Origin of the sequence: Lysobacter arenosi, from assembly GCF_016613475.2 — a bacterium.
Taxonomy (GTDB): domain Bacteria; phylum Pseudomonadota; class Gammaproteobacteria; order Xanthomonadales; family Xanthomonadaceae; genus Lysobacter_J; species Lysobacter_J arenosi.
The window spans coordinates 3405667-3417442 of the sequence record NZ_CP071517.1 but is presented as its reverse complement, the minus strand read 5'-3'; the positions used below and the strand labels follow the sequence as shown (position 1 = coordinate 3417442).

Sequence of the window (11776 nt, the reverse complement as noted above, 5' to 3'; positions counted from 1 at the left end):
CGGTTGCCGGCCGTTACGCACAATGCCCGCCTCAAGGGCGCGCGATGGACACGATGGGCACAGGGAATGGGTGGCAGCAGCGGTGGTTCTGGCTGGCGGTTCTGGCCGCGGTGCTGCTGGTGCAGGCGCCACTGGTCTTCAATCCCGGCTATTTCAGCCATGACGAGCTGCAATGGGCGGCATTTGCCGGGCACGACGCCAACCTGCTCTCGCGCGGCTATCTGTGGACCGGCCTGGACAGCTTCCAGTACCGGCCACTGACCTTCAGCCTGTGGCTGTGGTTGTCGCAGCACCTGTTCGCGCACCCGTACCTTTTTCACGGCCTGATGGTTGCCTGGGGCGGCCTCAATGCGGTGATGCTGGCGCTGCTGCTGCGTCGCTTCGACGTCCCCGCCAGGGCCGCCTTTGTCGGCGCGCTGATATTCGCCCTGAGCCCTTATGCCGTGCAGACCCATGGCTGGGTCGGCACCATCGGCGACCTTGTCTGGGTCGGCTGCGCGCTGGCGACCGGACTGCTGGCCCAGCGCGGGCGGTCGCCGTGGTGGATCGCCGCCGGTGCCGCGGCGCTGACCGCGATCGGCCTGCTGTCGAAGGAGTCGGCAATCGTCATTCCGGCCCTGACCGCGATCGCCTGGCTGTTGCTGGGCCGTCCGCGCAGCTGGCTGTTGGCGACCTGCGGCGCGCTGGTGCCGGCGGCCATCTACCTGTCGCTGCGATTGGGTGTGATCCTGTTCTCACCGCGCGAAGCGGCGAACTACGGCTGGAGCCTGGGCTTCATCCCGCTGCGCTGGCTGGAGTACCAGGTGTTCACGCCGATGGCGACCCGGCTGGGTATCACCGGCCTGCTGCCTGCAGGCTTCTCCGAGCCGCGGATGTGGGTCGGCCTGGGCATCTGGCTGGCGCTGGCCTGGACGTTCTGGCGCGCCGGCGCGCGCTGGCTGCTGACCTTCCTGCTGCTGGGCGCGGCGGCATTGGGCCCGGTGATGATCCTGGCCGAATCGGCCAACCAGTACGGCTACGGTTATGCCGCTGCAATCGCAGGCCTGGGCGCCGCCGCATGGTCGCGGGTGGGTCGCGGCGGTCGCATCGTGCTGGTGCTGGCGGCGCTGTTGAGCACATGGCACGGCGTCAACGTCATGCGCCGCATGCACCAGATCGGCGAGTTGCAGTCACTCTTCTCGCCATCGCTCGCACGCGCGGTAGCCGCTTCCGGCAACAAGATAGTGCGGATCCGTGCAATGGACCCGGGCCAGCACTGGATATACCTCCGCCTGAGCCATCACATCCCGAGCTACGACGGCGTGCCGATCGGCGACCGCGTGGTGCTGGTCGCCAGCGATGCTCCAGCCGACTACGTGATCGGCAAGGACGGCGCGTTGTCGCCGCTGCGCTGAGATGACTCGGCACGGCTGCCGGGCTCGATCCGGTAGCCGACGCCGCGCACGGTGACGATGCTCAGCCGTGCCGAAGCCAGCTTGCGACGCAGGCACCCGATGTAGCCGCGTCACAGTCGAGAGTCCGGTCAAGCGCATCAGAGCTCTGGCGCTTTCCCGTCCACCACGATCTTGTCCAGCCGGATCCGGTTGGCGAACAGCGAGAACGCCAGCATCCCCGCCAACCCGTTGGCGCGCGCCACCCAATGCGGCAACCAGCGCGCCGGCTTGATCACACCGTCGGCGAACAGCGGCTCGAAGCGCTGCACGTCGGTCAATGTCATCTTGCCGGCGAACAGCCAGCGGCACAGCTGCAGCTTTCCGTCGCGCAATGCCCAGCGGAAGAACGTGTGCACGCCGACCAGGCCGCGCAGGTACACGGTGTCCTTGGTGAAGGCATGGCCACCCGTGGTCGGGACGCCGCGGAACACGCGCTGCGCCGAGGCGAAGCTGTCCTCCGGCGTTTGCCCGGCGGCGAGGAAGTAGCGGAACACTTCGATGAAGTCGGCGCCGGACAGCGCCATCGCCACCGCTTCGATGCGCAGGCTGATGCGCTTCATGCGGCCGATGTCGATGCTGCCGGTGATCTGCTCGGCGAACGTCGCCAGGCCTTCCTGGGTGGCGGTGATGCGCGGCGACGACAGGGCCAGGCTCGGCAGCACCGGTTGCTCGCGACCGTTGAGCGCGGTCAGCGAATGCACGAACGCTTCGTGCTGCAGCAGCTGGTGGCGGTCGTAGTCGCTGAAGGCGGCGCCGTGGCGCAGGCGGATGCGGGTGGCGCCGGCGGCGGCCTTGGCGATCAGGTCCGGGTCGAGCTCGACCGAGATGACGCGCCCGTCGAAGTAGTCGTCCAGTTCGCGCTGCAACTGCAGCTGCAACGCGGTCGCGGAGATGGTGACGTGCTCGGCCGGTGACATCAGCTCGTGGTCGAGTTCGTCGGCGATCGAGATGAAGTGCTGCGCCGCTTCGCGCGTGGTCGGACCGTCGCCCGGCAGGGGCTCGTCGGGCCGCCCGAACAGCTCGATCGAGTGCTCGCAGACCGCGGCCGTGCCGAGCGACTCGCACAGTGCGGCAGCGCGCGACCAGCTGCGCGCCGAATCGATCAGGTACTGGCCCAGCGGATGGTGCGGGTCGGCCGCGGCCGCGATCGCCTCCATCTCGGTGCGCGTGGCGCTGAAATCCAGGCTCGGGTATTCGATGTGCGGCAGCTTGACCACGCCGCGGGCGAAGTCGGCCAGGAATGCCGCCTCCTGGCCCGCTGGCCAGCTGACCAGGGCGAGCAGCCGCACGTCTTTCGCCGCAGCGACCATGCGCGCGTCGAGCGCGGCGTGATGGGCGATTTCGGGCGCGAAGTCGGTCATGACGTGATGACAGACCGGACGAACGGTGCGACGCCCTTCGGCATGACCGGGGCGGCGTGGTTGCGGTCCGCTCGCTCAGTGCTTCCCATACTTCTCGTCAAGCCGCTTGCTGAGCGACTTGTTCGCCACCTTCTCCTCGGCCTTCTGCGCACGCCGATGGGCCAGCCGATGGGCGGCGCCGGCGACTTCGTCGCTGAGCTTGAGGTAGTTGGCGAAACGTTGCGGGTCGAGCTTGCCGGCCTCGATCGCTTCGCGGACCGCACAGCCGGGTTCGCGCGCGTGCTTGCAGTCGCGGAAGCGGCACTTCTCGGCCAGGGCTTCGACGTCGCTGAAGTTCTCGGCGACGTCTTCCTCGCCGGTTGGCTTGAGTTCGCGCATGCCCGGCGTATCGATCAGGCAGGCGCCGGTCGGCAACGGGATCAGCGCGCGATGGGTGGTGGTGTGGCGGCCGCGCGAATCGTTCTCGCGCACTTCGCCGGTCTTCATCCGCTCGGTGCCGAGCAGGGTGTTGGTCAGGGTCGACTTGCCGGCACCGGAGCTGCCGACCAGCACCGCGGTGCAGCCCGGCTGCAGCCACGGGTTCAGGGCGGCGACACTTTCGGCGTCGCGGGCGTTGACCGCGCGCACGGCCACGCCCTGCGCGGCCAGCTCGACCAGGGCCGCCATCGCGTCGGGCAGCACCTCCGCGTCGGCTGCCTCGGCCTGGTCGGCCTTGGTCAGCACGACCACCGGTTCGACACCGCCGCCGCGCACCAGCAGCAGGTAGCGCTCGATCCGGCGCGGATTGAAATCGGCATCCAGGCCGCAGACCACGAATACGGTGTCGACGTTGGCCGCGATCAGCTGTTGCTGGTAGTGCTCGCCGGCGGCGCCACGCTTGATCGCGCTGCGGCGTGGCAGCAGGGCCACCGCCTTGCGGCCTTCCACCAGCAGCCAGTCGCCGACGCCCGGGCGCTGGTCGATCGTGACCGTGCCCTTGCGGTAACCGGGCGGGCGCTGCCATTCGGGCAGGGACTCGACCGGGAAGCCGTGATCGGGACCGTCGGAAACGATGTAGCCGCTGCGGTGCTGCTCGACGACCCGTGCCGGCCGCGCCTTGGGATGCTCGGCCATGAGGTCGAGCCAGACCTGGTCGAGCGGCGAGCTTTCCGTCGACGAGCCGCCGACCGGAACCGGCGAACTGGCCTTCAAGGGCCAGCCGATGGCCTGCAGGGCGTCGAAACCGGGGATCAAGACTTTGCGGCGACTGGGTGCATGCCCGGGATTCTAGCCGTCATCCCGAGCGCATGCGGCCAACGGGCATGGAACCTGATCATCCCGAGCGCAGCGGCCGGTTACCGCTCACACCGTCGAAGTTGCGACCACATCCGCCATATATGGGCCATTTCCGCTGCCGTTCGCGCCAGTTTCGGCTAGTCTGGCTTTCCGACCCCCATCTTGCCTGCAGCAATGTCCCAGCCCCCCGTGAAGACCCGCGAACGCCTGTCCGAAGTCCGCTACGAGATCCGCGGTGAACTGGCCCGGCGAGCCCGCGAACTGGAGGGCCAGGGGCGCAAGCTGATCAAGCTCAACATCGGCAATCCGGGCGCATTCGGATTCCGCGCGCCGGAGCACCTGCAGCGCGCAATCGCCGACCACATCAGCGACACCGACCCCTACACCCACCAGCAGGGCCTGCCCGCCGCGCGCGAGGCGATCGCCAGCTTCCACAAGCAGCGCGGCACGCCCAATGCGAGCCCGGAGCGCGTGTTCGTCGGCAACGGCGTCAGCGAGCTGATCGACCTGTCGCTGCGCGCCTTGCTGAATCCGGGCGACGAAGTGCTGCTGCCCTCGCCCGACTACCCGCTGTGGTCGGCGGCGACCATCCTCAACGACGGCCGGCCGGTCTATTACCGCTGCCTGCCGGAGAACGGCTTCCTGCCCGACCCGGACGAGATCGCCTCGCTGGTCTCCAGCCGCACCCGCGCGATCGTGCTGATCAACCCCAACAACCCGACCGGCGCCGCGTATCCGCGCGAGCTGATCGAGAAGATCGTCGCCATTGCCGCACGCCACAAGCTGCTGCTGATGTGCGACGAGATCTACGACTCCATCCTTTATGACGGCAACCAGTTCACCCCGATCGCGCCGATCGCCGGTGACCTGCCGTGCCTGTCGTTCGGCGGCCTGAGCAAGGTCCACCGTGCCTGCGGCTGGCGCGTGGGCTGGGCGGTGCTGTCGGGCGACCCGGTCGCCAGCGGCAACCTGCACCACGCCATGGACCTGCTCGGCGCCTTGCGCCTGTGCGCCAACGTGCCCGGCCAGTTTGCGATCGAGGCAGCGCTGCATGGCGAAGACACCATCGCGCCGTTGTGCGCGCCGGGCGGGCGTCTGTTCGAGGCGCGTCGCGCCGTGATCGAAAGCGTTGCGGCCAGCCGCCACCTGCAGCTGGTCGAACCGGCCGGTGCGCTGTACGCGTTCCCGGCGGTGACCGGTGCGGCGGCGCAGGGTTTCGACGACCACCGCTTCGCGCTGGAGCTGCTCGAGACCGAGGACGTGCTGGTGGTGCCGGGCTCGAGTTTCAACGTGCCGTATCGCAACCATTTCCGCGTCACCCTGCTGCCGCAGCCCGACGACCTGCGCGAAGTGTTCCGTCGCATCGAGCGCCTGCTCGACCGCTACGCGGACAGCGAAGCCGGGCAGGCGCAGGCGGCCGTGGCCTGACCGCAATGGCCAGCGTTCCCGCCACCGCACTGTCGTACTTGGCGCTCGGCGACAGCTACACCATCGGTGAAGGCGTCGCCGCAGAGGGCCGCTGGCCACACCAGCTCGCGCACGCGCTGCGCGAGGAAGGCATCGCCCTGGCCGACCCGCGCATCATCGCCACCACCGGCTGGACCACCGACGAGCTGACCTGGGGCATCGATGGCGCCGAACCGCTGGGCGAATGGGATTTCGTTACCCTGCTGATCGGCGTCAACAACCAGTACCGCGGACGCAGCGCGGTCGAGTACCGCAGCGAATTCGAGACCCTGCTCAAGCGCGCGATCGCCTTTGCCCGCGGCCGCGCCGACCGCGTGCTGGTGCTGTCGATCCCGGACTGGGGCGCGACGCCGTTCGTGAAGACCACGCAGGCCACACCGGCGGCCATTGCTGCCGAACTCGACACGTTCAACGCCGCCGCGCAGGTCGTGTGCGAGGCGAACGGCGTGGCCTTCGTCGACATCACGCCGGTGTCGCGCGAACGCGGCGGCGAAACGCAGATGCTCGCCGACGACGGCCTGCATCCGTCCGCGGCGATGTACACGCAATGGACCACGCTGGCGCTGCCGGCGGCGCGCGAGCTGCTGTCGCGATGAGCGATTCCGCCGGCGCGACCACGCACGCTGCGACAGCACCGCTGCCGGGCAAGCAGGCACGCGCCCTCGCGTCGGCCTTCCTGCCGCGCGAGCACTGGTACGGGCGCCGCGACTATTACTACGCCTGGAGCAAGTTCGGCACCGATCCGCTGTATCCCGGTGTCTGCGAGGCCTTGCGCGGCACGCAGGCGCCGCTGCTCGACATGGGCTGCGGGCTGGGTCTGCTCGCGCATGCATTGCGCGCCGATGGCCAGCGCATGCCCTACCGCGGCTACGACAACGACGTCAGCAAGATCCTGCGCGCACGCAAGGCCGCGGCCCGCTGCGACCTGGGCGATGTGGCGTTCGAGACCGCCGACCTTGCGCAGGGCATGCCGGCGCACCGTGGCAGCGTGGCCGTGCTCGACGTGCTGCAGTTCGTGCCGGTCGCCGCACAGATGCACGCCATCGACCAGGCCATCGCGATGCTCACGCCCGGCGCGAAGCTGGTGATCCGCACCGGACTGGCCGATGGCAGCCATCGCGCCCACGTCACCCGCTTCGTCGATGTCTTCGCCAAGGTCGTGGGCTGGATGAATGCCGCGCCGCTGAACTATCCCGATGCGGATGCAGTGCGCGCGCGACTGGCCGATGCCGGATTGAAGGCGACATTCACCTCGCTGCGCGGGCGCACGCCGTTCAACAACTGGCTGATCATCGCCGGCTGATTGCCGGTCTAAGCCTGCGCTTCCAACTGCTCCGGCAGCACGGTTCGATAGCCGTGCTGGTCGAGCCGGTCGAGCACCGCCGCCAGCGTTTCGACATTGCGTCCGTGGCGTGCACCTTCATGCAGCAGCACGATCGCGCCGGGTGCGAGGTCGCGCTCGATGCGCGAGGCCACGCCGGCCGGCTCCTGCATCACCGCATCGAAGCCACGCGCTGACCAGGCCACGCGCGCCAGCCCGTGCCGCTTGAGCGCGGCGGCCACGAACGGGTTGGCCATGCCGACCACCGCGCGGAACCAGCGCGGCGGTGCGCCGGCCAGTTGCGTCAGCGCCGCCTGGGCATCGTCGATCTGCGCCCGCATCGCCATCGGTGGCAGCGCCCAGAAGCGCGCCTGCGGGTGGGTGTGGCTGTGCTGGCCGATGCCGTGGCCGCGACGCGCGATTTCGCCGACCAGCTCCGGCCGGGCCTGCGCACGGTCGCCAACCAGGAAGAAGGTCGCCCGCGCGTTGCGGGCATCGAGCAGGTCGAGCATCGCCCGGGTGTCGTCAGACGGGCCGTCGTCGATGGTCAGCCAGACCACCGGCTCGGCCGTCGGCAGCCGTGTCAGCACCGGACTGAGCAGGCGCGACTGCGGCCGCAGCGTGGCCCAGACCAGGGTCAGGTGACTGACCAGCAGCGCCGCCAGCCCCGGCTGCCAGCCCCATCGCCACCAGATCGCGACCACCGCCAGCTGCGAGGCAGCGAACAGCCACGCCCAGGCGTGGGGATGGCGGGGCGGGCGATGGAAGGAATTCATCGCCCGATGGTAGCGAGCGCGGCCCGTCAGGCGCGAGCGGGCTTGCCTCTGGCGACCGCCGCCCCCACATGCACCACATCCCTTCAAGGCCAGGCCCCCCAATGTCCCTCGACCCCGCCCTGCGTTCGCGCATCGAAACCCTGCTGCAGTCCAACCGCGTCGTCCTGTTCATGAAGGGCGCGCCGCAGGCACCGCAGTGCGGCTTCTCGGCCAAGGCCGTCGGCGTGCTCAACGCACTGCTGCCGCAGGGCTACGCCCACGTCGACGTGCTGTCGGACGCTGAAATCCGCGAGGGCATCAAGCAGTACGGCAACTGGCCGACGATTCCGCAGCTCTACATCGACGGCGAACTGATCGGCGGCAGCGACATCGTCGAGCAGCTGGCCGGCAGCGGCGAGCTGCACGGCGTGCTCGGCCTGCCGGTGCCGGACCGCAGCCCGCCGCGACTGACCATCACCCCCGCCGCGGTCGAGATGCTGCGCGGCGCCATCGCCAATGCCGGCGACGGCTACGCGGTGCAGCTCGATATCGACGCGCGCCACAACGCCCGCCTGCAGCTGGCACCGGTGGATGCCAATGCCGTCGCGGTCGAAGTCGACGGCGTGCGCGTGCAGACAGACTGGCTGCAGGCGCGCCGCGCCGACGGCATCACCATCGACTGGGTTGATGACGAGCGCGGTCGTGGCCTGGTCGTGCAGAACCCGCATGCGCCGCCGGCAGTGCAGTCGATCGCACCTGCGGAAGTTGCCGCACGCGTGGCCGCAGGCACGCTGCGCCTGGTCGACGTGCGCCCGGCGCCGGAACGCCAGCTGGCCAGCGTCGCCGTTGCCTTCGACAGTTTCGACAACGGCCTGGACGCCCTCGAGGCGCTGCCCAAGGACACCGCGCTGGCCTTCCTGTGCCACCACGGCGGTCGCAGCCAGCAGGCGGCAGAGCATTTCCGCGACCTGGGATTCCGCGAGGTCTACAACGTCGTCGGCGGCATCGACGCGTGGGCGGACATCGACGCGAGCGTTTCGAAGTACTGATCGCTCTGGCGATTCATCACGCGTCAAGGTGAATTCAGTGGTCCCGGCACCCAGTCCCGGGGCCATTCTCCGTTCTCGGAACACGCATATGGCGTCGGCTCGCTCCTCGAGCTGTTGCCATGCGGAGCCACGCTCCTGCCGCGACCAGGACACTCACTGTCCTGGAGAAACATCGAGACAAGTCGATTAGCCGAAGAACCCCGCTGCGGCCAGCAATGCCACCATTGCTGCCAAGCTGATGAAGGCGACTTTCAGCCATTTCCACTTCGCGAACAAGCCAAGTAAAACCAGGGCGAGAACGAGAAAGGCCAGCTTTGAAGCAGGCACTGTTTGAACTCCAATCCAGCGGGTGGCGACGAAATGTCACTGGACGCTATCCGCATCTGCTGGATGGGTAAATGAGCAGAATCTGAAAATCAGCGTTTCCAAGCTCGCGATGACAGGCACCGCGAGCAAGCTCGCTCGTACCTGGCTGCTCAGGCGAAGCCGCCACCTGCATCCAGGTAGGCCTGCTCTTCCGCCGTATTGATGCGGCCCAGCTCGCGGTTACGGTGCGGGAAGCGGCCGAAGCGAGCGATCACGTCGCGATGGCGACGGGCGTAGTCGAGGTAGTTCTGCCCCGACTCGCCGCCGATCGATGACGCCAGCTCGACCGACCTGTCCTGGTCGGCGATCGCCTCGGAATGCTCGAACGGCATGTAGAAGAAAACCCGCAGCGCCGGATCGACCTGGTGGTCGAAGCCGCGCTCGATCGCGCGTGCGGCGTAATGGCGCGCCAGCGGATCGGTGGCATAGGCGTGGCCGCTGCCGCGATAGACGTTGCGCGGGATCTGGTCGAGCAGGATCGCCAGCGCCAGCGCGCCCTCCGGCGTTTCCATCCAGTCGTCGAGTTCGCGGCGTGCGGCGCGGTGGTGCGCCGGCAGCCATTCCTCGCGGCAGCGCGCGTCGAATTCCTCATCGCGCGCAAACCAACGCTCGTAGCCGGATTGCTGCCAGAAGGCGAGGACGTCGTGGGGAGTGATCTGCATGACTACACCGATTCGTCCGCCAGCTGCGTTTCCAGCTCGTTGATCCACAGTTCGGTCACGCTCTCCAGCGTCACGGCGTGGATCAGCGGGCGGATCGATCCGCCCGAGTACGACTGCGAGACGAAACGGGCGTAACGGTCGCGGAACGCCAGCCAGCTGCGGTGCGCTTCGTCGAACACCGCCAGCGATTCGCCGTCGAGCTGGCGCCGCAGGTGCGCCACCACCGTGGCCAGGCGTGCCTCGACCCGCTGCAACTCGCCAGCCGCCTGCGCGTTCATGTCGGACTGGGTCACGGCGGCATCGTCGCTCTGGCGGGCGACCTCCTCGGCCTTGGTGAAGTAGTTGTCGGCGATGCGCGCGGCGGTCTCGGCCTTGCCGATCAGGCGCTGCTCGAACTGGCGCAGGTCGTCCAGGTTGGTGTTGGCGCTGTCCAGGCCCTGCTTGAGGTCGAGCAGCTTCTGGTTGCGCTCGATCGCCTCGACCGCGCCCCGGCGCTCGACCCGGCGCTGGACGAAATAGAACAGCCAGGTCAGCGCCGCACCCGCGATCAGATAGATGAATTTGTCCATGTCCCTTCCCCGTCTCCGCTCGAACTTCCCTGCCGATAGTGTGCCTGCGGGGCGTCGCAGGGTCTGCGATGCCGGGCCGTCAGACTTGCTGACTCAGGCCGACCCCTTGGCCTGAGCACATGGCCTTCACGGGACCTGCACAAGAGTGAACGCCCCCGCCGGGCGCTCAGGTCACCGTCACCTGGCCACCGCCATGTTTCCACCGCGTATGTCATCTCCAGAGGGATCTCACCATGAAGCAGTCTGTTGTCGCAGTCCTGTTGCTTGCAGGCCTGCTCGCTCCGCATGCATCGGTCGCGCAGAGCATCCAGTGCACCCTGCTCTGCAATCCGCCCCGCATGGTCTGCTATCCGGCCGGCACGCTGCCGCCGGTCAACAAGGTTTGCGGGCGGTCCGCCAGCGCCGAGACGCCGGCTGAGCAACCGGCGCTTACCGCGCCCTCACAGTCGACCGCGGCCGAGAGCGCCTGCTCGGCGGTGTCGGTGTTCAACGAAGAATCGCAGAGCTTCGAATGGGAAATGGATTGCGACTGATCGCGTCGAAGTCCGTGCACGTGAAGAAGGCCGGCTTGATGCCGGCCTTTTTCATTTGGCGTGGCCGGCAGCCAACCCTTCGACTTCGCTGCGCTACGCTCAGGGCGAACGGTGGCGAGGCTGCTTGAACCGGAATCTCGTAACCTATTCGTCGAAGCGCAGATGCCGCACCGACTTGCCGTTGCGGCGGATCAGCCGCAGCGCCTCGATGCCGACATTGATGTGGTTGTCGACGTAATCGGAACTCACGCGCGCATCGGAGGCCTCGGTCTTGACGCCTTCCGGGATCATCGGCTGGTCGGAGACCAGCAGCAGCGCGCCGCAGGGAATGCGGTTGGCGAAGCCGGCGGCGAAGATCGTCGCCGTTTCCATGTCGATGGCCATGCAGCGCATCGTGCGCAGGCGTTCCTTGAAGGCGTCGTCGTGTTCCCAGACGCGGCGGTTGGTGGTGAACACCGTGCCGGTCCAGTAGTCGTGGCCGAGGTCGCGGATCATCGTCGAGACCGCGCGCTGCAGCGCGAACGCCGGCAGTGCCGGCACCTGCGCCGGCAGGTAGTCATCGCTGGTGCCTTCGCCGCGGATCGCCGCGATCGGCAGGATCAGGTCGCCGAGCTGGTTCTTCCGCTTCAGCCCGCCGCACTTGCCCAGGAACAGCACCGCCTTGGGCATGATCGCGCTGAGCAGGTCCATCATCGTCGCCGCGTTCGGGCTGCCCATGCCGAAGTTGATCATGGTGATGCCGTCGGCGGTGGCACTGGGCATCGGCCGGTCCAGGCCGATGACTTCGGCGCCGGTCAGGCGGGCAAAGGTGTGCAGGTAGCCGCCGAAGTTGGTCAGCAGGATGTGTTCGCCGAACTGGTCCAGGGGCACGCCGGTGTAGCGCGGCAGCCAGTTGTCTACGATCTGTTCCTTGTCTTTCACGTACGTATTCCTCGCGTTGTCTCTTGCCGGGGCCAGCGTGCTGGCACGTATGACAAGCTCCAAC

General features: G+C 68.2%; 13 protein-coding genes. 6 read left to right on the top strand and 7 right to left on the bottom strand.

All coding sequences use genetic code 11. The features are described 5' to 3' along the window. Window positions 1-53: 53 nt before the first annotated feature. A complete protein-coding gene (locus tag HIV01_RS15665; protein WP_200609066.1) occupies window positions 54-1394 on the top strand; it encodes a hypothetical protein in 1341 nt (446 codons plus the stop codon). 137 nt (window positions 1395-1531) lie between these two features. On the opposite strand, the gene HIV01_RS15660 is transcribed toward HIV01_RS15665, so the two are convergent. Both HIV01_RS15660 and rsgA read right to left on the bottom strand, forming a co-directional pair. Beyond that, window positions 1532-2794: a flavohemoglobin expression-modulating QEGLA motif protein gene (locus HIV01_RS15660; RefSeq protein ID WP_200609068.1), complete on the bottom strand. Its 1263-nt coding sequence runs from the start codon at window positions 2792-2794 to the stop codon at window positions 1532-1534. A gap of 75 nt (window positions 2795-2869) precedes the next feature. Further along, entirely contained in the window at window positions 2870-4027 is a 1158-nt protein-coding gene (gene rsgA / locus HIV01_RS15655) for a ribosome small subunit-dependent GTPase A (RefSeq protein WP_425600239.1), read from the bottom strand. A gap of 216 nt (window positions 4028-4243) precedes the next feature. On the opposite strand from rsgA, the gene HIV01_RS15650 reads away from it, so the two are divergent. The 3 genes from HIV01_RS15650 to HIV01_RS15640 are packed head-to-tail and all read left to right on the top strand — an operon-like array spanning window position 4244 to window position 6839. After that, the gene (locus HIV01_RS15650; protein WP_200609070.1) at window positions 4244-5497 is read left to right on the top strand and encodes an aminotransferase class I/II-fold pyridoxal phosphate-dependent enzyme; all 1254 of its coding nucleotides are present in this window, start codon (window positions 4244-4246) and stop codon (window positions 5495-5497) included. Window positions 5498-5502: 5 nt separating this feature from the next. Then, window positions 5503-6132 carry an SGNH/GDSL hydrolase family protein gene (locus HIV01_RS15645; RefSeq protein ID WP_200609072.1) on the top strand — a complete coding sequence of 210 codons (630 nt, stop codon included), beginning with the start codon at window positions 5503-5505 and terminating at the stop codon, window positions 6130-6132. Continuing rightward, on the top strand, window positions 6129-6839 hold the full coding sequence (locus tag HIV01_RS15640; protein WP_200609074.1) for a class I SAM-dependent methyltransferase: 711 nt from the start codon (window positions 6129-6131) through the stop codon (window positions 6837-6839). Before HIV01_RS15645 ends, HIV01_RS15640 begins: the two co-directional genes overlap by 4 nt. 8 nt (window positions 6840-6847) lie before the next feature. On the opposite strand, the gene HIV01_RS15635 is transcribed toward HIV01_RS15640, so the two are convergent. After that, a complete protein-coding gene (locus HIV01_RS15635; protein WP_200609076.1) occupies window positions 6848-7633 on the bottom strand; it encodes a polysaccharide deacetylase family protein in 786 nt (261 codons plus the stop codon). Window positions 7634-7734: 101 nt separating this feature from the next. On the opposite strand from HIV01_RS15635, the gene grxD reads away from it, so the two are divergent. Continuing rightward, window positions 7735-8661: a Grx4 family monothiol glutaredoxin gene (grxD, locus tag HIV01_RS15630; protein WP_200609078.1), complete on the top strand. Its 927-nt coding sequence runs from the start codon at window positions 7735-7737 to the stop codon at window positions 8659-8661. Between the two features lie 186 nt (window positions 8662-8847). Here grxD and HIV01_RS15625 read toward each other — a convergent pair whose 3' ends face one another. From HIV01_RS15625 to HIV01_RS15615, 3 genes are all read right to left on the bottom strand, one after another. Further along, the gene (locus HIV01_RS15625) at window positions 8848-8988 is read right to left on the bottom strand and encodes a hypothetical protein (RefSeq protein WP_200609080.1); all 141 of its coding nucleotides are present in this window, start codon (window positions 8986-8988) and stop codon (window positions 8848-8850) included. A gap of 149 nt (window positions 8989-9137) precedes the next feature. Beyond that, window positions 9138-9689 (bottom strand): DUF924 family protein, encoded by a 552-nt coding sequence (locus HIV01_RS15620; protein ID WP_200609082.1) that lies wholly within the window; start codon window positions 9687-9689, stop codon window positions 9138-9140. Between the two features lie 2 nt (window positions 9690-9691). Continuing rightward, window positions 9692-10258 (bottom strand): lysozyme inhibitor LprI family protein, encoded by a 567-nt coding sequence (locus HIV01_RS15615; RefSeq protein WP_200609084.1) that lies wholly within the window; start codon window positions 10256-10258, stop codon window positions 9692-9694. Between the two features lie 233 nt (window positions 10259-10491). On the opposite strand from HIV01_RS15615, the gene HIV01_RS15610 reads away from it, so the two are divergent. Continuing rightward, a complete protein-coding gene (locus HIV01_RS15610; RefSeq protein ID WP_200609087.1) occupies window positions 10492-10791 on the top strand; it encodes a hypothetical protein in 300 nt (99 codons plus the stop codon). Between the two features lie 144 nt (window positions 10792-10935). Here the strand turns inward: HIV01_RS15610 and HIV01_RS15605 are convergent, their stop codons facing one another. Further along, on the bottom strand, window positions 10936-11712 hold the full coding sequence (locus HIV01_RS15605) for an AMP nucleosidase (RefSeq protein WP_200609089.1): 777 nt from the start codon (window positions 11710-11712) through the stop codon (window positions 10936-10938). Window positions 11713-11776: the final 64 nt, after the last annotated feature.